This is a genomic window from Paenibacillus sp. SER-28 (genome assembly GCF_052906305.1).
In genome coordinates this window covers 775517-795610 of the sequence record NZ_JBRECM010000001.1, presented here as the reverse complement: position 1 = coordinate 795610, position 20094 = coordinate 775517, and the positions used below count along the sequence as shown (strand labels likewise).

Annotated in this window: 22 protein-coding genes, 1 tRNA gene and 2 pseudogenes; 3 read left to right on the top strand and 22 right to left on the bottom strand. The window is 43.2% G+C overall.

The window, feature by feature from the left end; translation table 11 throughout:
- Positions 1 to 60 precede the first annotated feature (60 nt).
- The 15 genes from ACUYLD_RS03785 to ACUYLD_RS03715 all read right to left on the bottom strand — a co-directional run bounded on the left by ACUYLD_RS03785 (position 61) and on the right by ACUYLD_RS03715 (position 10844).
- The gene (locus tag ACUYLD_RS03785; protein WP_446674448.1) at positions 61 to 330 is read right to left on the bottom strand and encodes a hypothetical protein; all 270 of its coding nucleotides are present in this window, start codon (positions 328 to 330) and stop codon (positions 61 to 63) included.
- A gap of 98 nt (positions 331 to 428) precedes the next feature.
- Positions 429 to 650 (bottom strand): DUF1450 domain-containing protein, encoded by a 222-nt coding sequence (locus tag ACUYLD_RS03780; protein WP_007429791.1) that lies wholly within the window; start codon positions 648 to 650, stop codon positions 429 to 431.
- A gap of 23 nt (positions 651 to 673) precedes the next feature.
- Positions 674 to 976 carry an iron-sulfur cluster assembly accessory protein gene (locus tag ACUYLD_RS03775; protein ID WP_446674447.1) on the bottom strand — a complete coding sequence of 101 codons (303 nt, stop codon included), beginning with the start codon at positions 974 to 976 and terminating at the stop codon, positions 674 to 676.
- A 261-nt stretch (positions 977 to 1237) separates the two neighbouring features.
- Entirely contained in the window at positions 1238 to 1504 is a 267-nt protein-coding gene (locus ACUYLD_RS03770) for a hypothetical protein (protein WP_029516685.1), read from the bottom strand.
- 136 nt (positions 1505 to 1640) lie between these two features.
- Positions 1641 to 2861: a M14 family zinc carboxypeptidase gene (locus ACUYLD_RS03765; RefSeq protein WP_446674446.1), complete on the bottom strand. Its 1221-nt coding sequence runs from the start codon at positions 2859 to 2861 to the stop codon at positions 1641 to 1643.
- 120 nt (positions 2862 to 2981) lie between these two features.
- Positions 2982 to 3791 carry a glutamate racemase gene (racE, locus tag ACUYLD_RS03760; RefSeq protein WP_023987989.1) on the bottom strand — a complete coding sequence of 270 codons (810 nt, stop codon included), beginning with the start codon at positions 3789 to 3791 and terminating at the stop codon, positions 2982 to 2984.
- A gap of 209 nt (positions 3792 to 4000) precedes the next feature.
- The gene (locus tag ACUYLD_RS03755; RefSeq protein WP_061828623.1) at positions 4001 to 4324 is read right to left on the bottom strand and encodes a YtxH domain-containing protein; all 324 of its coding nucleotides are present in this window, start codon (positions 4322 to 4324) and stop codon (positions 4001 to 4003) included.
- A 96-nt stretch (positions 4325 to 4420) separates the two neighbouring features.
- On the bottom strand, positions 4421 to 5068 hold the full coding sequence (locus ACUYLD_RS03750; RefSeq protein ID WP_023987987.1) for a helix-turn-helix transcriptional regulator: 648 nt from the start codon (positions 5066 to 5068) through the stop codon (positions 4421 to 4423).
- Positions 5069 to 5076: 8 nt separating this feature from the next.
- On the bottom strand, positions 5077 to 5517 hold the full coding sequence (locus ACUYLD_RS03745; RefSeq protein WP_023987986.1) for a DUF86 domain-containing protein: 441 nt from the start codon (positions 5515 to 5517) through the stop codon (positions 5077 to 5079).
- Between the two features lie 24 nt (positions 5518 to 5541).
- Positions 5542 to 5829, bottom strand: coding sequence for a Dabb family protein (locus ACUYLD_RS03740; RefSeq protein WP_013309679.1), 288 nt, complete (start codon positions 5827 to 5829; stop codon positions 5542 to 5544).
- An 81-nt stretch (positions 5830 to 5910) separates the two neighbouring features.
- Positions 5911 to 6336: a phage holin family protein gene (locus tag ACUYLD_RS03735; RefSeq protein WP_028542844.1), complete on the bottom strand. Its 426-nt coding sequence runs from the start codon at positions 6334 to 6336 to the stop codon at positions 5911 to 5913.
- A 207-nt stretch (positions 6337 to 6543) separates the two neighbouring features.
- Positions 6544 to 7680 carry a polysaccharide deacetylase family protein gene (locus ACUYLD_RS03730; protein ID WP_446674445.1) on the bottom strand — a complete coding sequence of 379 codons (1137 nt, stop codon included), beginning with the start codon at positions 7678 to 7680 and terminating at the stop codon, positions 6544 to 6546.
- 474 nt (positions 7681 to 8154) lie between these two features.
- Positions 8155 to 8673, bottom strand: a complete 519-nt coding sequence (locus tag ACUYLD_RS03725; RefSeq protein WP_446674580.1) for a hypothetical protein — start codon at positions 8671 to 8673, stop codon at positions 8155 to 8157.
- A 313-nt stretch (positions 8674 to 8986) separates the two neighbouring features.
- Positions 8987 to 9268: a hypothetical protein gene (locus ACUYLD_RS03720; RefSeq protein WP_446674444.1), complete on the bottom strand. Its 282-nt coding sequence runs from the start codon at positions 9266 to 9268 to the stop codon at positions 8987 to 8989.
- Positions 9269 to 10247: 979 nt separating this feature from the next.
- On the bottom strand, positions 10248 to 10844 hold the full coding sequence (locus tag ACUYLD_RS03715; protein WP_446674443.1) for a hypothetical protein: 597 nt from the start codon (positions 10842 to 10844) through the stop codon (positions 10248 to 10250).
- A gap of 502 nt (positions 10845 to 11346) precedes the next feature.
- Between ACUYLD_RS03715 and ACUYLD_RS03710 the strand changes: the two genes are divergently transcribed.
- The gene (locus ACUYLD_RS03710; RefSeq protein WP_013370447.1) at positions 11347 to 11931 is read left to right on the top strand and encodes a helix-turn-helix domain-containing protein; all 585 of its coding nucleotides are present in this window, start codon (positions 11347 to 11349) and stop codon (positions 11929 to 11931) included.
- Between the two features lie 206 nt (positions 11932 to 12137).
- Here the strand turns inward: ACUYLD_RS03710 and ACUYLD_RS03705 are convergent.
- The 4 genes and pseudogenes from ACUYLD_RS03705 to ACUYLD_RS03690 all read right to left on the bottom strand — a co-directional run bounded on the left by ACUYLD_RS03705 (position 12138) and on the right by ACUYLD_RS03690 (position 16661).
- A pseudogene (locus tag ACUYLD_RS03705) lies at positions 12138 to 13609 on the bottom strand (ribulokinase).
- A gap of 64 nt (positions 13610 to 13673) precedes the next feature.
- Positions 13674 to 13854 (bottom strand): annotated as a pseudogene (locus ACUYLD_RS03700) (class II aldolase/adducin family protein); the annotation flags it as partial.
- 350 nt (positions 13855 to 14204) lie between these two features.
- A complete protein-coding gene (locus ACUYLD_RS03695; RefSeq protein ID WP_446674442.1) occupies positions 14205 to 15311 on the bottom strand; it encodes a substrate-binding domain-containing protein in 1107 nt (368 codons plus the stop codon).
- A gap of 198 nt (positions 15312 to 15509) precedes the next feature.
- Complete coding sequence (locus tag ACUYLD_RS03690; protein WP_446674441.1) at positions 15510 to 16661, bottom strand: sn-glycerol-1-phosphate dehydrogenase; 1152 nt, start codon at positions 16659 to 16661, stop codon at positions 15510 to 15512.
- Positions 16662 to 16829: 168 nt separating this feature from the next.
- Here ACUYLD_RS03690 and ACUYLD_RS03685 point away from each other — a divergent pair, with 168 nt between their 5' ends.
- Entirely contained in the window at positions 16830 to 17033 is a 204-nt protein-coding gene (locus tag ACUYLD_RS03685) for a hypothetical protein (RefSeq protein ID WP_061828633.1), read from the top strand.
- Positions 17034 to 17164: 131 nt separating this feature from the next.
- On the opposite strand, the gene fabV is transcribed toward ACUYLD_RS03685, so the two are convergent.
- Positions 17165 to 18328 carry an enoyl-ACP reductase FabV gene (gene fabV / locus ACUYLD_RS03680; protein ID WP_446674440.1) on the bottom strand — a complete coding sequence of 388 codons (1164 nt, stop codon included), beginning with the start codon at positions 18326 to 18328 and terminating at the stop codon, positions 17165 to 17167.
- Positions 18329 to 18496: 168 nt separating this feature from the next.
- Positions 18497 to 18853 carry a winged helix-turn-helix transcriptional regulator gene (locus ACUYLD_RS03675; RefSeq protein WP_446674439.1) on the bottom strand — a complete coding sequence of 119 codons (357 nt, stop codon included), beginning with the start codon at positions 18851 to 18853 and terminating at the stop codon, positions 18497 to 18499.
- Between the two features lie 197 nt (positions 18854 to 19050).
- On the opposite strand from ACUYLD_RS03675, the gene ACUYLD_RS03670 reads away from it, so the two are divergent.
- Positions 19051 to 19581 (top strand): NAD(P)H-dependent oxidoreductase, encoded by a 531-nt coding sequence (locus ACUYLD_RS03670; protein WP_250262090.1) that lies wholly within the window; start codon positions 19051 to 19053, stop codon positions 19579 to 19581.
- A gap of 93 nt (positions 19582 to 19674) precedes the next feature.
- Here the strand turns inward: ACUYLD_RS03670 and ACUYLD_RS03665 are convergent.
- Positions 19675 to 19759: transfer RNA gene (locus ACUYLD_RS03665), tRNA-Leu, on the bottom strand.
- Positions 19760 to 20094 lie beyond the last annotated feature (335 nt).

Sequence of the window (20094 nt, the reverse complement as noted above, 5' to 3'; positions counted from 1 at the left end):
TGGATCGTGCTTTTTTATATGGATTGTCACTCGACTGCGCTCGTTACCATTCACAAATACTTAGGAACGCAACGTTTTTTTAGCCTCTTCAAGCCGTTCTACCTCTTCACCAAGCATGTCCTCCGCAACTTCTACTGCATCGTCACCAAGGCTATCCTTCGCCTGCTGTATGGCATGTTCCGCATGAGTGCGAGATTGCTCCGCCTGTTCAATCAGTTGCTCAGCCGGATGTGACAATGCTTGAGAGACGGCATTGTGCAGCCTGTCCACCGAGTTTTGTGTTTGAGCCTCAACGCTGTGATTGTCGAGATTGGAATCATATTGGGCCATGAGTCACACCTCCTTCTGGGCAGTGTTCTACATCCATTAGCATGGATCAGAAGAAGGGGAACTATTCAAAAAAAAAATGCAAATGCTGCGTACTGGAACTATTTGATAAAGCGCGCAGCCTTCTCCAATACTTCATCCTCTGTGGCTGCACTCACATAACGTCCGTTCACATACACAAACGCCCGTTTTCCACAAGGACCGCAATACGATTTGCAGCCGATTTTGATCTCGGCATCTGGTGCCATCTTTTGCAACTTGGGCAAGATCGTTTTCAAGCGGATATGATTGCATTCATCACATACGCGAATATCATTGGCCATCTGTCATCCCTCCGAGCTCCGGCTTAGTGGTCGCCGTGATTACCTTGGGAAGGGTTAGTAATGACAAATCCTTCTTCGGGGAAGTACAAGTAATCAATTTTCACACCATCCAGCAGCGGCTGGCCGTTTTCCAAAATGACGTTAATGCCTTTATCTGTAGATACGACAGTATCTGTTTCTTTAGGCGTGTCCAAATCCAGCCCGTAATGAGCATGATCTCCATGAGCATGAGTAATAACAACGCGCAGGCTCTTTCCTTGGTTCTCTTCCTTATCCAGTTCAAGTTTCAATACTTTAGCTGCGTTACGAGTAATTTTGCAGTTCATCAAACTTCATCTCCTTCATATTCATTAAATGAAATGTGGTTCATTGGATACATATCCACACCACACAACCTAGCGGGTAAAATCAACAACTCAAATAATTAGCCTCTATCCCAGAGGGAAAGAGGTACTACGGCGGCACAGCTGCGCCTGAAACATCGTCATGAGCCAATAGATCACAATTATGTTCAGCATAGCAAAAGGCAATATTCCTATTGTAAAGAAAATCGTGAAAAATCGCAATCACGAAATTCATAAGCTTATCTACCGAACACGTACATGCTGTTTTTCAAGCACATCTGGATATTTTCGTTCGGCACGGGTGACAAACCAATTCATAAGCAATAGCGTCACACCAATATCGTCGATGGGCATAAACGGCATGACATCAGGTAATACCCAATAGAGCAACACAGGCACCGCAAAGAGTAATTTTTCTCCCAGCGGAATCCTTGATGAAGTAATCAATCGGGGCATACGACGAAATACATGTGACCATTGACGGAGAGATAGTAGTCTTTTCCACTTCATAGGTTGTTCACTCCATTTCCAATGCTCCTAAGTATATATACCCCATTGAAGGGACATGTAAAGAGGAACACTTATAAAAAACGTGTTCCTCCTAATACGCGCAAATGATTCGATACGTTTCAGTAGGCCGAATTTTTTACCATGACAGCACTGTTGCCATTAACATGCCCACTTCTGCTGCAATATCATCGTAATCACGCATGGGCAGCGGATTTACACCTAGACCGACTTCAACGGTAAACCCTGGTTTACCAAATCGCTGTATAAACCAATCCTTGTACCCTGCATCGCTACCACCCAGTTTTACCGCCCGGTACCCTGTTGCGGCAGCTAGACGTAAGGCCCAATCTCGGCTCTCCTTAGGCTCTAGATCCCGATAATTCCAATAGATCTCCTGTCCCTGACTGTGTATAGATAACACCATGTCGAACTGTTCGCGCTCCGTCAGATCGGCAAGCGCCTTGGACTCTGGTTCAGACAAAGGTGCAGGTCCTGCATAGTCTCGTCGAGACGGACCTGTTTTACCGCGTCTGCGTACCTCTTCTTCCCAATATGCCGGAAATTGATCGTTGAGGTCAACACCACGAACATTGGCCTTCCAACCGCGATAATCAGCACGTCCTTCATTCCACTTTTCGAGGTCATGATACAACGGATGAGTTGGGAGTACACCTTGTTGCACCAGCTCTACCCCATCCGGGTTGACCATCGGGACCACCCATAAGGATGTGTGCTCCAGCAAATCCCGCGGAGAACCTCCATACACCCATTGAGAGGTCCCTACATGTTCTTCAGTCCCATCGATCCCTTGTGCATATTGCTCTATAAAACGCAGCAAACAAGGCGTCGTCAGCCATTCATTAGCATGAACAGAAGCATTGGCATGAATTTTACGCGTTCCCTGCCCAATACGTACATAAGGAATATCCTTCCCCATGACACTGGTGCCAATGCTGCCAACTTCAATAAATGGATATCTGTGGGCCAAGGCCGCTAGGTCTTCCTTTAAATCTTCATATCCATACTCTCCACGTAATCGTACAATCTGATCCTGATGGTCTTCAGGAATAACAATTGTTTTTCCTTCCGTAAAATCATGCTCCGCAAGTCCTGGATTGGCTAGCCGTAACTCATCAAGCTCCACACCAAACTGCTTGGCAATCTGTCTTGCATACTCACCAGGCTGAATAACGTATTTACGATCCGTAGACGGACGAATATATAACACTTGACCACTAATCAGATAGGGTTGCGTGGCGGCCCACGGATTATCTACGATTAAAGTATCCGCCGATAGTTTAAAAGCCGAGGCGACCCGGTGCAATGTATCTCCTTTTTGAACGATATATTCCCTCATCTTACTACGCCCCTTCCATCTGCCTTACTGCATGTTATGCAGACGCGGCGTGTCTTGATGTAGCGAAAAGCAAAACAACCGACTTCATTTGCCCAATGACAAAAAAAGTCGGTTGTCTCGTTAATCCAAATTGGTGACTTGCCAGACGACAGGCGTTTGGCGAATTTGCTCCCCGAGCCACTGTGCGGCAATGCGCTGGAACAATTCAGGATCGCCGGAACAAAAAAGCTGATGTACCGGCGTTTCGTCCCCAGCTTCCAACTTGCCTTTGTTATACAAAATGGTGCTCGTCTCACGCGCCGTTTCATCTGCCGAGCTAATGAGCTTTACTGCAGGTCCCATGACTTCTTGAATCGTTTCCTTCAAAAAAGGATAATGCGTACAACCAAGAATCAGACAATCAATCGGATACGTTTGAATAGGTCTCAATGTCTCCTCCACAACCTGCGATGTCGTCTTGGAGCGGAATAACCCTTGTTCCACTAATGGAACAAGCGCAGGACAAGCATGGCTTACCACGTCTACATAAGGAGACAATTGCTTGAGCGCAGCTGTATACGCCCCGCTTCGAATCGTACCGACAGTCCCAATCACCCCGACATGCCCGGTAGCAGTCGCGCTGATCGCAGCACGAGCCCCGGGGTGAATGACTCCGATCACCGGAATGGATACCTTTTGGCTTATATAGTCCAATGCCGCGGCAGTAGCCGTGTTACAAGCAATAATAATGACTTTCGGATCAAATTGGATCAGAAAATCAACCATTTGCTCTGTAAATTTTTTAACCTCTTCCGATGGTCGGGGGCCATACGGAGTGCGCGCAGTGTCTCCAAAATAAATGATTTTTTCCCGCGGAAGCTGACGCATGACTTCTTTTACAACCGTCAAACCTCCTACACCGGAATCCAATATTGCAATCGCTTGCTGCACGTGCACACCGCTTCCTTTTTTGTTCAAATATGAGTTGTTTCATCTCGGAAAGCTATCCGTTGCTACATACCTTATGTCGTATTCGTGTAAAAGGTACCCCAAAAGATTACCCTAAAACGAGGAAGTGATCAATAAAAAGGCTCCACCCCAACGGGAGAAGCCACGAATTCAAACTGTATTCAGTATTTCGCCTACGTTTTTACAGACCGTTACAGAGCATCTTTTTCCGTATCTTCTTGAACAGTCGCTGATGAAATACTAACCTCAGGAACAATTTCACCCTTTTTACGCCATTGCCCGATTTCATGAATGACGGCTGAGGCTGTCTCCTTAATTTTGTCAGTATACTCAATTGAGGTGTCTGAAATTTTCCCCGCTAGCTCCTGTCCCTTATCACTTACGTTGCGCGCCTGATCTGTAATATTCTGACGCAGCTCACGACCTGACTTAGGGGCAAATAACAAAGCAGCAACCGAACCAACAATGCTGCCTGCCAACGCGCCTCGGATAAAACTTTTGCAATTCTCCTTCATCATCATCTCTCCCTTGTGCCCGGGCGAATGCCCATCTGTTAGTGCATTATAAGCATGGAGAGCTTGTCATGATACAGAAAACAAGCCTGAAAAGTTTTACTTTTTTTTAGAGCGAATACGATACAGGCAACAGCGGCCCCCATCCGCTAAACAATCCTCACGAACAACCTCGGCATCAAGCAGCTCCTCAAACATTTGCTGCTCGCATTCACAAGCCTTGCGGTAACGGCCTGCAATTTGTGAGATAGGACAATTGTATTCCACAATAGAGTAGCTACCATCCTCTTCCTCACGCCACTCTGCCATATATCCGGAAGCATTTTGGATGCCCGAAAGCTTTTCCACACGTGAAGCCAGTGTAGTCTCCCCCTCCATGTGAGGGGCGTAGCGCTTCATCATTTTACGTTTTCTACCATCAAACAGCGAGTAAACAGCTTCCATTCCCTGTTCTTCATCCAGCTCCTCTAACAGTTCCAGTAACAGATGATCATAATTACGAGGAAACTGCTCGCTTCCCTGCTCGCTCAGACTGTATAAAAACGTCGGGCGTCCCATCGCCTGTCTCACGATCGTAGCCACGATCAGACCATCCTGCTCCATCAATTTGAGATGCCTGCGCACTCCCATTTCGGTAATGCCCAATTGAGCTGCCAAGCTTCCGACGCCCACAGGTCCCTGGGTTTTCAATAATGTCATGATCATGCGCCTAGTGGGCATTTCGGGTACGATATACTTATCCGTCACTTTTGCCTTTACACTCCCTCGGGCTGGGGACCCAATTCCTTATTTAAATAATCATGCACGTTAGATGCAAAAAGCTCCAGCAACCCAGGCAGCTTTGGTGTAAGCGGGTGAAGGCTTGTCCGGTCCCAATGAAAGTACTCCTGTACTAGGGGTTTACGTAAGCCTACCAGCTCTACTAGCGAATGAAATACGGTATCATCCAGTACACCTTCCTCATGAATGATACCGATAATATCCTCATAGCTACTGGCGTCACGCATAATAAATCCGTCGATGATATAGCTTCCTACGTCCGTTACCGTCTCAATCGCCAGATGAAGGCAGCGCTCCTGCACTAGTCCCTGCAACAGATCGCCGTTCCAGGCAGCAGAAGTCTGGCGAAGTCCGGCGACAATGTCGGGAACAGCCCCTAGTCGAAGCTCAATTTGTTCCCGGTTGACATAATACAAGGTCCTGCACCTCCAGTAATCGCTTTAGATTTCATAATCAACTGCGATAGATACATCCTTCACTTCATTCATGTGTACAATAATTTCCTGATGCACAGGGTGTACCTGATACGTTTGCAAATCCTCCAGTGTTTCGACAACAGCGGTAAGGGAAATATCATAAGAACGTTCCGAACGAATCACATCCGTACCTACTTCGAGTGACAGCAGCTCTTTGATTTTGCCGTTCATACTGCGCAAAATGGATGCTGTGTGCTCAATGCTTTCAGGGGAGCGGTCTTTCAATTTGAACAAAACAATATGTTTAATCATGCGTATAGGCTCCTTATCTTAAAAATGTTCTCTTGAAAATTTTATCATAACGCCCCACATACGGAAAGAAACTTTGTAATTCTAGCGATCTTTTCCGCCATTTTTACCATCAGACTCCTTGTCCTTTAATAGGGCAAAAAAATTCTTGAGCTTCGGTGGGAGCGGCAGACCCATTCGTGAACAGTTTTCCGTAATAGAGATTAATTCATTGGATAAATAAAAATACGTCGCCGCCCCTTTCATGATTTCGGTACCCATCAGGAGATCCACGTGATGAGCCAAAGAAATCACCATTAGCATTAAAGCCTTTCTCGCCAGCCCCCAAAAGCCGGCTTTACTGCTCAAACCTTGCCCAGTCTTAATTGCTGCGGCGACTCCAGTCACATAATCAACAGCCATTGCAACCGTGAATAGCACCATTAGCTGATTCCAGCCGCCAAAGGCAAACGTAATAAGGGCTCCTGCGGTAGCGCAAATCATACTAAACATATTCGGATTAATATTCATACCTCTCCTCCTCTCGGGGCGGTTACTGTAATATATGCAGCGACATGGTAACCCGTAAAGTCATATGACCTGTGCATAGACATGAATTCATAGATTCATATAAAGCATCCTGCAAACTTCACAACTCCGAGCAAATACAACAAAAAGACACCTTTTCAACCACTATATAAATGGTTGAAAAGGTGTCTTTTCTTTCATGCTATTCAATTAACGATGATCATTCCAAAAATTAAGCGGAGTCATGTTATCATTCAACGGCTCGAACGAATAGCCTTCTTTCTGCAAAGCAGCCATGATTTGTGGAAGCACCTTGATCGTAGATGGCTTATCATGCATAAGAACGACTGGTGTTCTGCCTTGCTTTTTCAATCTCTTAATATCACTTAGGACAGTCTGTACAAAATGCTCTGGATTTTTAGTATAACGCCAATCATTGGAATCAATGTTCCAGTCCCAAATATGATAGCCTGCGCCCGTCAGTTGATCGCGGTATGCTTTCTTCAAATATGGTTTGCTGCCATAAGGTGTACGAATCAAAGAAGTGCGTTTTCCTGTAGCCTTAAATAAAATTTCGTTATCCTGATTCATCTCTGCCAATGCTGCTGCAGGAGATGCATAGATTTTCTTCACCTGATGCGTCATCCCATGCAAGCCCAAACCGTGACCCGCCTCTACCATTCTTTTCATCACTGCGCTATGTTGACGAATTTCAGGTCCCAGCATGAAGAAAGTAGCCTTCGCATTGTATTTGTCCAAGATATCTAGCAGCTGCGACGTATGCGCCGTAGGACCATCATCGAAGCTCAAATAAATCGTACGGCTGGATGATGAGGCAGTTCCCTTGTTGCCTGTATTGCTGGCTTTGCCCGGTTTGACAGCTGCATACTGTTTAATTTCTGTTGCGAATGTATTCAAAAACTGAGCATCAGACAAACTAGCGTTTGCATTCTGAATTCGATACAGATTACTTGTAGGAACCGTAATAGTGAAGCCAAACGCATCGGTCAAAGTGCGAATGGGCACCATTGTACGATCTCCACGCTCGAACACATCCCCCTTGTTCAAATCCAGCGTAAAGCTGCGATTATGTCCAGTCAGTACCAATGTATTTCCGTTGGCCGAAGTAGAAATCCCCATCTTTTGCCCTAATGTAACGATAGGAACATACAACTTATCATTTTTCATTACGGGCTGAATGGTATTCGAATCTAGCAACACATCATTGACCCCCAGCAAAGGAGCCTTCGCTTGTGCACTCGCCGTATTCGTATGTATACCTAGCAAACCCAAACAACAGATTGCCATCAAGCATACAGCCATCCATTTTGCATTTAAAAGCTTCATTCATTACACCATCCTGTGCTGTATTTTATAATGTGCGGGAGCTATCTCTAGCTTGTCTATGAAGTTATACAGACATGACGATATAGACATGGCAATATAGACATTCACTCAACATATAGAACATAAACGCATATGAACCGACTGAACCGGACGTCTTTTCGTTCCCCCTATATATATTAATAGATTACCAGACTATAGTAGGTAAATATAGTAAAACAATTTGAAAACAATCTCGCAACCCCCCTGCCAGAGAAGGTTACAAAGTTGTGAATAAATTTTGATAGAACTAGAACCTACCAGAAGAAAATAAAGGTAAGGTACTTGGAGCAAGATACAGTGGTATCTGAAGACTTTGAGTTTCTAATAGAAAATGGAGTGTCAAAAAGGAGTATCATTCAACCCATTTACTTAATACTAGGTGTTGATGTAAAGAAAGACCTTGAGGATTGCCGCCCCCAAGATCTTTCCATTTGCCTATTCTATTAATGATACCTCGAACCTCTTTTTAACTTCATCCAGATAATTAGCAAGAAACAAATCCTTATTTGTAAATCCTAAATAATATTCGTAGTCTTCCTCATCAATAGACGAATAATATTCCTGATGGAATAAAACATTGAAATGTTGTTTAAAATCTGAACCCTTCTTAATGACAATACATCTAAATAAATTATCAATTTCAATTGCTTTAATAATTTCTTCTTTTTTCACCGCCGAAAACCACATTATTTTCGGCGGTGTCTGATTCGGTTCATCCCAATGAGGTATAGATTCCCCCCATGGCAATACCCACTCAGAATTCACAAAAACACACCTCTCTAAGATGAATTCCTGTATATTTACATCAAATGAATCCATATTCCTTTTGTAAAAGGAAAATAATATGATTGAATCCTTTTCAATAAATAAGCTTATCAAGTCAGCAATGTTCTCTATTGACATATTATGCTTAATAACACCATAAGGACGTTTAAAATTTATTTCCAAATTCATCATCCTATCATTCGAAATAATAGTAATCCAATGTGGTTCTACCTGTCTTAGGGTAAATGTATTAAAAATGCATTGGAACATATTGGTCAGGATCATAGATTTATTATCAGTCAAGAAGTTTTAATAACAAAGCCACAACACGAAACTATCTGGTATTGTGTACAGGCATACTAGAGGAATATTATACGGGAGCAAAGAGGGTTAAGTTCGTTTGGACTTAGCCGCATCATTTATTTGGCACCGGGTGGCGGTAAAAGAAATACCTTGAGTGGATTTACTCCTCTCAAGGCCGTAAACTACAGTGGGTTCTAGGTCAAATTATACTATTAGAAATATCCATATTGATTCTTTTTAGCTGTATCGCCAAGTTCCAATCCAAAGGCTTGGTCTTTGATGAGCTAAACCAGTTAGCCCCCTCACTTAGCCACCTAATCCTATATTCTTCGATTGACTCTGGAATGTCCTTTGCATCATCATCAAATCCAGACTCAAATCCACAACAATTACATATTTCGTGAGTTGGAAAACCATGTTTATCCCATTGAGGATAATTCAACTCATTATAACCACAGACTGCACAAATAAATTTACTCATAATGACATCCTTATACTCCTTTTGCTATTGTAATCCCCATGAAATAATTGTAACCAGCATTTTGGTCACTACTTCCAAAGTTAAGTTTATAAAGACTCCCTATGTGGTTAAATAATTCAAAATTCTACTTCAATACTTGTGCATTTCCAGCTTCTACATCAATTAAAAAAACTCTAGGATCCATACCATACCTACCGTTGTTATTTTCATCCAATGTAGACAACTCATATTAATTCGGTACTTTTGTCGGTTTTAAAATCTCCAATCCCAGCCATCGCTACCTCCACCGGTTGACACATTTTTCAAATGCAATTGTTCCCGACTGTTCCTCCGAAAAGGATTGATTAAGTCAATACGATATTCATATCCACTCTTTCTCCCTGAATAAAATCAAACTGTACAATTCAATTCTGCTATTAACAATGTAAAGCAACTACTATGCCAACAACCTATTCAAAAATTATTTATAAAAAGAATAAAAATTACAATAGGAAACCATATAGTAGAATAATCTCCATTAGTCTTTACGAGAGTTGATTTGAGTCTTGTATTAGTATCACCAAATTAATCGAATAGATTTTACCAGTAATGTTTCAATAAAAAAATATAATAAATTTATTGATTTTAGTACATGGCTCGCAAATATTGAAGTTCTGTGGTGCTGCCCCATAGCTCAACCGAGTAATGAAATGGATTGGATACCTTCTCCAGCTAAGATGTTTTATCTCGCCAAATGTCATAGTTATGTTACTAGACTTATAGAATTATACGTGGACGTAAAAAAGCACCTGAAATCACCAAAGGGTTTCAAGTGCTTTATAAATTTATTTTAAGTTACTCAGACAGTTGTCCATTGTGGCTTTGATTGTGACACAAAGCACACTCGTTGACAACTAGTTATTGCTAGAACAAGCGAGAATTAATCTCGTTTGTGGTTTAATAAAGCCCCTTCTCGAAAAAAGGAATATTTCATCTTTTCTTATTTTTTGGCTTCAGGAAAATTATCCTTGATTGGTGGGGTAGAGTCCCAGCTTAACAGTTTAATATGGTACTTATCAAGTAATTCATTTGAATTGGAAAATTGAGTATTAATAGTCCTTCCATCATTTTCAAAAACCCTTCCATCTTTTTTAATGATAATGCCTTCTTGTTCAATAAATATAGAGTCAGCAACGGTTTGCTGATACTCGTCGGTGCTATCCAAATCACCCATATAGTACTCTGCAATCCCTGGATAATAGGATATTTCTATTCTGCTATTGACTTCTAGCACCGGTAGTAATCTATCTCCACCGGCTAATCTTTCCTTCCACTTACGATATTTGCCGCGAGCTTCATTTGAACCAATGCCATCATATTCGCATATTAAAGTATCTTGAATAACCTTTCGTTGCCCGTTAATTTCATATTCCAAACGAAATGGAAATTTCCCATATGTGATTTCAGGGTGTGAAGGATTAGGTTCTAATTGATTCCCTATGAATATTAGAAGCCAAGGTAAAGCAATGAACAATATGATTGCAAATATCAACAACAACGGAATGCTTAGATATAACAATGTTTTTTTCACTTTCATTTATACCTCTTCTCCTTCAAAGCATTTATTACGGAGTCCATTTTATGGTTTCTGACCATTTGCCAAGCCTTATATGCTTTAGAGTGCCACCACTTAATTTTATACTGCGTAGGTAAGTAAACCGTTTTTCCAGTGCCTACTTCACCCAAAGTCATGTTCAAAATTTCGTCCGTAACTACATAATTCGTTGCACTTGCAGTATAGTTCCTATCACTTAAACCATATTTACCTAGTGAAGGTACTGCAGGATTAATTGTAATGACATTTTTATTAGTCACTATAATCCTTACAATCATAAGAGAAGAACATATTACCTCCATTTCCATAAAAAATGTCACAATTTAATATATCAGCACCTTAAACTTCCATTTTTATAGGCCAAATGGACCTTATTTTCCATAAACCGGTTAAGCCCATGGGATTAAAAGAAAATCAGGAGAGGAGTCACTTGCAAAGCCCCCTTCGGGTATAGTAGTATGTGGTTAAAAAAATCGGAGGGTATATGCCTAAACAACAAGATAAACATTCCATTCAGGCGTGGTCTCTGATCAATCGCAAATATTTGGGAAAAGGCGTGCGTGTCAAACGTTTTCGTAAACCAACACGCTGTCAAGTACGCAATCGCGTTTTGCTTGCCGTTTTGATGGCTAATGACATTAAACTGTCCCAACTTGCCGAGGAGCTTTCCATTTCCTCCCGTAGTGTCAGTGCGTGGGTATATGAAGGTCGCATTCCCGGCAACACTAATCTGGAAAAGACGTGTAATACACTTGGTTATCCGCACCATATTCTATTTAATGAAGAGGTTGTCCGGCGTTCACCACTCATCTGTCAACCATCGCCGTCCCGTTTTATGAAACGGACTGTGACTCGTTCTCCGGTTAAAAATCGGATCTTGGCGGGTCTGTGCATGGTACATGATATTTCGGTGACCGATGTGAGTCATTGGATTGGCGTTCACCCCGGTACATTTCGGAAATGGTTGCATCAGGGTACCGTTCCTTCGCAAACCTTCCAGGATCAGGCGGAACAGTTTTTCCGTATTCCAAAATCCATTTTGTTTGCTGATGCCATGCTGAAAAAGTAAAAATGTCCGTAAACCGAAACGATTGTAATTTTCATGAAAGTCTTTGAAAGGAACGCATTACCATCTTTCATCCACTGAGACTTTCACATCATGTAATTCACAGAATATAAAATGCAAAAAAAAGCACAGGCTGCCGATTCCTCGGTGTACTGTGCTTTTTAGATAACAGAGTTTTAAATACTTCTTGCTTATATTTTGTCAGTTTCTTAAAAATGAATGCTTGCCGTTTCAGTTGAACGTCTGGCTTCTTCCTTGATGGTCTTTAGCTTTTTCATCACCGGGTTGCCTCCACGTCCAAAGTAGTCGTGAAGACGGCTGTATTCCTCGTACAGCTTATCATACACGGCCGCGTTCTCAGGGATCGGCTTGAAGCTCTCGTCCCGTACACGAGCCATATGAAGCGCTGCTTCGACGATATCGTCGTATCCTCCAGCTTCAGCTCCCGCAGCCACTGCTGCGAACATGGCCGCACCCAATGCAGGAGTTTGGGTAGAAGCTGCCACCTTAATCTCCGGTTTATATTCAGCCGCTTTACGCTCCAGCCATACATGGACGTTCACACCTTCCGCAACTGCCTGCTCCTTCACTTCGCCAGGAACAGCATGATCCACAAACCATGCGAAAATGTCTCCTACCGCCGATTGTCCAGCCTCATACCCGTAATAGCCCGGAATAATTCCGTTCTCTACAACGCCACACATCCCCTCTACTTCTTTTTCTTCCTCACCGAGGAGCATATGGCAAATGGAAGTTCCCATCGCCATCACCAGCTTGCCTGGTGTGACGACGCCTACTGCCGGAACAGCCGCATGTGCATCCACATTGCCTACCGCTACTGCCGTTCCCGGATTCAGTCCGAGTTTTGCAGCCATATCCTCTGTTAATCCACCCGCACGGGCACCCAAATCATAAATCTCACCGCGCAGCTTTGTATCCGTCAAATTATCTAGACGCGGATCGAGCGCTTTGAAAAATTCACGATCCGGATAACCCTCGTGATGATGGTAAATAGACTTGTAGCCAGCTGTACACTGATTCCGTTTCAGTTCCCCACTGAGCTGGGAAATTACCCAGTCGGTCGCTTCTACAAAGAGGTCTGTTTGATTATAAATGTCCGGTGCCTCGTTCAGAGTTTGCCAAATTTTTGCGATCATCCATTCGGAAGAAATTTTCCCTCCATAGCGGGGCAGAAACGTCTCTCCGCGCTGGGAGGCAATGGCTTTAAACGATCCGCTTCATCCTGTGCTGCATGATGCTTCCACAGTTTCACCCAACTATGCGGGTTATCTTTCAGGTTCTCGTCAAAACACAACGGTTGTCCCTGCGCGTCAATCGGCAGCATCGTACATGCTGTGAAATCAATTCCAATCCCGATGATATCGTCTGGAGAAATCCCTGTCTCCTTCATAACAGCAGGTATGGAAGTAGTCAGCACTTCAATATAATCAGCCGGATGTTCCAGCGCCCAATCCATTTCCAATTTGCGTCCGCTACCAGGCAGCACTTCATCCATAACTCCATGACGGTAAGGTGTTACATGTGTAGCAATTTCAGCTCCGTCAGACAGGTCAACAATAACCGCACGGCCGGACTCCGTTCCATAATCGACACCAATTGTATACTTGCTCATTTGTGTGCCTCCTCCTTTTTTGTTTGACCATAATAAGCATTCGCCCATGCTTGTGCAGAAAATGCTTACCCAGCAGCGACTGATCCACTAAGGTGAATTCTGGATTCCGAACGAAAGAACGGTATAATGCCAGATGATGTGTAGGCGTATCTGACGAAGGCCGAAGGTCAACCTCGACAATATCGCCTTGTAGAATCAGTACAACCAGTTGCTCCGCTTTCAGTTCTTCATAGGCCAGGCCTTGGAAGAGCCAAATTGGCCTTCCATACTTCCTTTTTCAATTGTTCTAATATGTATAAGACACACCTTTTACTATCATTTCTGAAATCTGCAATGGAGGAGGTGACTGAAACTAACTTCAAATGGAAAATTACAGGAAGGTCTTAACGACCCTTTATCCTTGGTTCCGCTTTCATTATATGATTGTACGTACAACTTAGCCAGTCTTTTTTTATGTATTTTCTCGATAGATTTATGTACTCATTTTCAGAAAAAATATAACAAAAACAGCCTATTTCTGCAATCCAGAAAACAGACTGTTCGGTATGGCGAGAAACATGCCCATCAAATATTAAGCGTTAAAGCTGTATACTTACTAACTTGTCCTTACATGTTAAGAAATAAAAGCGACTGATCTTCCAGCCTAGTGTTCTCCAGGCATGACCTGGACAGACCCCGTAGATTCACGAACGATGAGCTCAGGAGGTAGTATTAACTGACGATCTTCTTCATGGTACCCCTTCTCTTCAATCATCGACAGCATGGTATCGGCAGCACGTAGCCCCAATTCTTCCTTTGGATGCCGAATTGTCGTTAGCTTGATTTCCGTTGCTGTCGCCAAAAATGAATCATCAAACCCAACCAACGATAGATCGTTGGGAATGTTCAGGCCCACCGAACGTACAATATCCAGGAGTCGAACAGCCAGCTCATCATTGTAGGTCACCCATCCAGTAGGACGCTCTCCCGCCTCCATCGCCAATAGCCTCGACGCACGTTGTAGCGGAATCTCATTTTTTTCTTCTGTCCGGTAAGTCGTTACTGCGTTCGGGTGTAGTGTCACACCATATTTGCGGTGAGCGGCCACAAATCCCTTCATACGAAGAATCCCCTGCATATCATCGGTTTTGAAAAATCCGGCCAAGCGTCGGTGCCCCAGCTTAATCAGATGCTCTGCCGCCAAAAAACCACCCTTTTCATCATCTACTCGCAGACATGGCGCATCCATTTCCTCATAACGCGCATTGATCATCAAATAAGGGATTTGGCGATTTTCCACGGTTAAATAATAGTTCAGATTGGGATTACGCTCTCCACTTTTGGTCGGTTCGATAATAATTCCGCTCAGCGGTTGACTCAACAGCATTTCCAGGCACTGACTTTCTTGCTCAGGGTCATTACCTGTGCTTGACAGCAGCATCTTATAGCCCTGACGACTCAATTTAGATTCAATTCCCTGTACAATGGATGGGAAAATATAATCCGATATATAGGTTGTAATGACTCCAATCGTCTTTGGATCTTCGGGCTGCTTGCTGTCCCGTGTCGCGACAAAGGTTCCCTTGCCCTGCATCCGAAACAGCCAGCCTTCCTGCACCAGCTCACCCAGCGCCTGACGCACCGTTTGCCGACTAACGGCAAATTGTTCAGACATTTCATGCTCAGATGGAAGCTGGCTTTGTGGTTCCAGTTTGGATGAATGAATCCAGGACAAAATTTCCTGTTTAACTTGTATATATTTAGGCGCCATAATTTCCTCCGTACTTGCAATATCGTGTACCTGTTCATATTCCACGATTATAGCATACCGTTCATTTGTACATACAAATGTTACAGGAACAGGATATCGTCGTATTGCTGCCGGAGGTGTAAACCCATTCGCTTATCCCTTCCTTGCCACACATGAGTGGCTGAATATCTAAAGGACAATTTGTGTAGAGGTTGCACATTACGAACGAAGCAATTGATGTTCATTCATATACTTAAGTCCAGTATAGCGATCACGCAAGGTATGAGCCGTGCGCAATGCACGAGCGAGCTGTTCCTCCGTAACCCCCAGCTCGGCAATGGTAGATGGGCCTCCGACCTGAGCCAGCCATGCACGCATCTGCTCCGACGTAGGCAATTCCAGATACACCTTAAATGCCTCTACATCCTGACTGGCTGCTAAATCCCTGTACAGGTCAGACAGCAATGCGGATGCTACGCCTACTTTGGCACCATGCAAAACTTGCTTGCGTCCCTCTGCAATAAAATCCATTTCAATTCGGTGGGAAATATGGTGCTCTCCCCCTGACGCTGGACGAGAATGATCTATCATCAGCATCGAAATACCGGATGCAATCAGCGCATTCATCAATACCTCGACCCCAGCCTTGCTACCTGCCGCAATCTCATCGACATGTTCTATACAGGCACGCAAAGCCTCCTCGGTAATGCGATTAGCCACAGGTGAATACGGCTCGTTTCCCAAATCTCTGGAAACATGCCAGTCCGCTAGTGAGGTGAACTTACCGAGCATATCGCCAAAACCAGCCGCAGTCATCGTCTGTGGCGCATTTGCCAGCACGGACAAATCAGCAAAGATCGCCTCTGGCGGAACTGCTTGGAATGTCTGCTTGCTGCCGTCCACAATTAGTGGTGCGCCTGCGGAGGTAAAACCATCCACCGAAGCAGCCGTCGGTACTGACAAGAACGGACGATTCATTTTATAACATACGAAGCGAACCAGATCATGAATCGTGCCGGAGCCTACAGCAAGTACAGCCTGACTCTTATCCGCCACACCCAGCAGCACCTTCATAATGTAGGCTTCATCAGCAATCACATCCCCTACAGCATTCGGAGGTAAGCGGACTACATCAACTGTCAAACCTGCCTCACGGATCAGCTCAGCCACTTTTGTTCCTGCCGCCACCGAAGTATGCTCATCTTCTACCAGAGTTACATGACGATAATCCTGTTGGTTCAGATAAGGGGCAACAGAGTCCAGTGCTCCATCCCGTACCTCAATAAACAATTCAACCTTTCGGTGAGGATGATCAGCGTTACTAGCCTGCGCCTCTTCGTTCCACAGCTTGATCTGTTCATTCATATTCATTTCATCAGCCTCCTGAAAAAGGAATAATTTGCACAAGAATGCTCCATAATGATTAATAGATTCCGTTTGAAAACGATTACTATTTAATTGTACGCACAAGTATGTGTCCAAGTCCAGCGAAAAAGTACAAGTTGCTTTTTAATTTACACATTCGAAAGGAACATGTTTATGAAATTTGGAACGGATATTGCCTGCGCACTTGGGTTATTGGCAGGTACAACGTTTGGCAGTGGTATTGCTTTTTTGTTCGGCTGGCAAGCTTATCGGGCCCTGACTTCTGTTGCAGTCTTTGGCGTTGTGGGAATTGTCATTACCATTGCCGTTTTTCGCTTGCTGCACCGTAAGTCACTTTCCACATCTAATTCTCGATAAATCCCGTTAGTGAAACGAGTGCAACTTGTTTTTTTGCCAATATACATAAAAAACGGGCACTCTTAAGCAATTGCATCGCTTGAGAGTACCCGTTTTTGTTTTACAAATATCACTTATGAAAGTGTATCAACCTATGGATTAACGTCTAATTCATAATCAATTTCATCAAACCCGAATCCAAATAATTGGAGGAAATCCAGACGGTATTGTTCGAGATCACCCAATTCAGATACGTTTTCTGTAGTGATTTCGGACCAAGCTGCTTTGACAGCCTGCTGCACATCGTCTCTCATTTCCCAGTTATCCAGCCGAATGCGTCCTTCTTCATCCGTTTCCACAGTGGACCCACTGTATAGCGTTTCGAACAGACGTTGCGCCTGCTCAATACATCCCTCGTGCAGTCCCTTTTCCTTCATGACCTTAAACAGCAAAGAAATATACAAAGGTACGACTGGAATAGCCGAACTGGATTGTGTAACCAAAGCTTTATTCACAGAAACGTAAGCTTTTCCATGATGACGCTCCAGTTGCTTTGTTAAAGTATGTGCTGTAGCTTCCAAATCATTTTTAGCTTGGCCAATGGTTCCTTTACGATAGATAGCCTCCGTAATTTCGGGACCAATATACGAGTAAGCCAGTGTGGTTACCCCTTCAGCCAGCAGATCAGCTTCTTCCAACGCTTTTAGCCACAAGGACCAATCTTCGCCACCCATTACCGTGATGGTGTTCTCAATTTCCTCCTGCGTAGCCGGTTCCAGCGTAATTTCTGATACGACACCTGTATTCGTATTCACTGTTTTATTAGAAAAAGACTGTCCGATAGGCTTGAGAACGGAATTAAAGGTCTCACCCGTATCGGGATGTGTCCGTCGCGGTGAAGCGACACTATATACAATCAGGTCTACCTTGCCCAGCTTTTCCTTTACCAGCTTCAACGTCTCCTGCTTAATTTCATGAGAAAAAGCATCTCCATTAATGCTTTCCGCTATGTAGCCAGCTGCTCTGGCCGCTCTTTCAAAGGCTGCCGTATTATACCAGCCTGCTGAAGCCGTGCGCCCCTCTGATGCGGGACGTTCATAGGATACCCCTATGGTGTCCGCTCCCAGACCGAAGCTCGCAGCAATACGAGAAGCCAGCCCGTATCCAGTAGATGCTCCGATCACAAGTACCTTTTTAGCTCCTTGTATTGATGTGCTTTCTTTGATGTAGTTGATCTGACGGTTAACATGAGCCGCGCATCCTGCAGGATGTGCAGTCGTACATATAAAACCACGGATTTTCGGTTTAATAATCATTGCAAGGGTCCCCCTACTTTAGCATTCATTTAATATGGATGTAATGGTTGTCCAGTCATAACTATATAGCAAATCAGCTTGCGGCTCAACACATAACATAACACTTGAAGACAGCCGAAGAAAACTACCGTAAACATCATAGTCTGCAACGCTTTTTTACTCCACTATTCATTTTGAATCATTTTCTAACAACATCACATCTTCTCCTTGCTGTTGTCTTATTTGGATATTAGTCCTTCCCCAAGAACACATTAAGTCAATAATTTCATTTGCTGTAATTCCATATTCCGTTATATAATACTCCACTTTTGGAGGCATTTGATTATACACATGTCTACCTATGATACCATCCTTTTCAAGTTCGCGAAGTTGCTGTATAAGAACCTTTTGAGAAATGCCTGAAATACTACGCTGTAATTCACTTGTCCTTTTTCTACCAGACATTAATAAACATATGATTAATGATTTCCATTTACCTCCGATGATCTCAAGTGTTGCTTCTATGCCTAAATTATATTGTTTCATAGTACCACCTCTTCAACGCTAAAAATAACAAAGTTTATCTAATTAATTCTATAATCGCATATCTTCACTTTAAGTCCAATGCATACTTTCAAGTAACTATCTTACTTTATTGTGTGTATTTACTTTTTTTGAAGCATACAGAATAATAATAGAGCATCTATAAAGGCAAATATGTTACGTAAGAAAGGTGATTTATGATGAAAACTCTTGTGATTTTAGCTCATCCCAATATCGAAGATTCTAGAGTAAATAACAGATGGAAACGAGAATTACTTCAATATACCAATGAAATTACAATTCATGAGATTTATAAAGAGTATCCAAACTGGAGCATTGATGTTTTGAAAGAACAACAGCTACTTGAAGCATACGATAATGTCATATTTCAATTCCCTTTGTATTGGTATAGTTACCCTCCTTTATTAAAAAAGTGGTTCGATGATGTTTTTACCCATGGATGGGCTTATGGTTCAAAGGGTGATAAGTTAAAAGGAAAGAGGCTAGGGATAGCCATGTCCATTGGCGATAAAAAAGAAAATTACTTACCTACTGGTTCCGTTTCTTTTACTGTAGATGAAGTTATAGCACCTTTTAAGGCAAGCGCAGTGCATGTTGGCGCCATACCATTACCCTATTTCGCTGTCTTCGGAGCCTCGTTTCAAGCAAGCGACGAAGACATTGATCAGAGTGCAAAAGACTATATTAAATATATATTTCAGTATAAATAGAATAGTTATAATGGTACACGCATCTTAACCATATAAAAACAGGCTCTTGGTGGCATCCAGCCAATCCAAGAACCTGTAAATGTTAGGCTATGATGCGGTCGAGAGGACTCGAACCTCCACGGGGGGTTAGCCCACACGGACCTGAACCGTGCGCGTCTGCCAATTCCGCCACGACCGCATATTATGTATTCATACCGATGTTTTTCAATCACGGCAATTTAGATTATATCTTCCATAGAACATAAAATCAAGCTATTTTTATATTATATTTTCTATGAATCATTTCCGTAAATATAAGAAAATAACTGGATATCACAAACCAGATATGGTAAAATGGGTCCATCAGGAAAGGAGGTGCGTCAACATCAATAATCATATGTTGAGCGTATCCCTTACCCGGTCCGTTATTCTCTAATTTACAGAGTTGACGGAGGCGCGGGATACGGATCAAAGCTTTAAATAAGCGCCACGGGTAGAAAGACCGTCCTCGGACGGTCTTTTTTATTTCAGCAT

Coding starts and splice junctions, on each gene's coding strand:
- ACUYLD_RS03780 (WP_007429791.1), bottom strand. CDS start 650: ATGGCCAATGATATTCGCGTATGTGATGAATGCAATCATATCCGCTTG.
- ACUYLD_RS03720 (WP_446674444.1), bottom strand. CDS start 9,268: ATGAGTAAATTTATTTGTGCAGTCTGTGGTTATAATGAGTTGAATTAT.
- ACUYLD_RS03695 (WP_446674442.1), bottom strand. CDS start 15,311: ATGGCGCCTAAATATATACAAGTTAAACAGGAAATTTTGTCCTGGATT.
- ACUYLD_RS03770 (WP_029516685.1), bottom strand. CDS start 1,504: ATGAAGTGGAAAAGACTACTATCTCTCCGTCAATGGTCACATGTATTT.
- ACUYLD_RS03725 (WP_446674580.1), bottom strand. CDS start 8,673: ATGAATTTGGAAATAAATTTTAAACGTCCTTATGGTGTTATTAAGCAT.
- ACUYLD_RS03715 (WP_446674443.1), bottom strand. CDS start 10,844: ATGAAAGTGAAAAAAACATTGTTATATCTAAGCATTCCGTTGTTGTTG.
- ACUYLD_RS03710 (WP_013370447.1), top strand. CDS start 11,347: ATGCCTAAACAACAAGATAAACATTCCATTCAGGCGTGGTCTCTGATC.
- fabV (WP_446674440.1), bottom strand. CDS start 18,328: ATGATTATTAAACCGAAAATCCGTGGTTTTATATGTACGACTGCACAT.
- ACUYLD_RS03690 (WP_446674441.1), bottom strand. CDS start 16,661: ATGAATATGAATGAACAGATCAAGCTGTGGAACGAAGAGGCGCAGGCT.
- ACUYLD_RS03755 (WP_061828623.1), bottom strand. CDS start 4,324: ATGAAGGAGAATTGCAAAAGTTTTATCCGAGGCGCGTTGGCAGGCAGC.
- ACUYLD_RS03765 (WP_446674446.1), bottom strand. CDS start 2,861: ATGAGGGAATATATCGTTCAAAAAGGAGATACATTGCACCGGGTCGCC.
- ACUYLD_RS03670 (WP_250262090.1), top strand. CDS start 19,051: ATGAAAACTCTTGTGATTTTAGCTCATCCCAATATCGAAGATTCTAGA.
- ACUYLD_RS03685 (WP_061828633.1), top strand. CDS start 16,830: ATGAAATTTGGAACGGATATTGCCTGCGCACTTGGGTTATTGGCAGGT.
- ACUYLD_RS03740 (WP_013309679.1), bottom strand. CDS start 5,829: ATGATTAAACATATTGTTTTGTTCAAATTGAAAGACCGCTCCCCTGAA.
- ACUYLD_RS03675 (WP_446674439.1), bottom strand. CDS start 18,853: ATGAAACAATATAATTTAGGCATAGAAGCAACACTTGAGATCATCGGA.
- ACUYLD_RS03775 (WP_446674447.1), bottom strand. CDS start 976: ATGAACTGCAAAATTACTCGTAACGCAGCTAAAGTATTGAAACTTGAA.
- ACUYLD_RS03730 (WP_446674445.1), bottom strand. CDS start 7,680: ATGAAGCTTTTAAATGCAAAATGGATGGCTGTATGCTTGATGGCAATC.
- ACUYLD_RS03785 (WP_446674448.1), bottom strand. CDS start 330: ATGGCCCAATATGATTCCAATCTCGACAATCACAGCGTTGAGGCTCAA.
- ACUYLD_RS03735 (WP_028542844.1), bottom strand. CDS start 6,336: ATGAATATTAATCCGAATATGTTTAGTATGATTTGCGCTACCGCAGGA.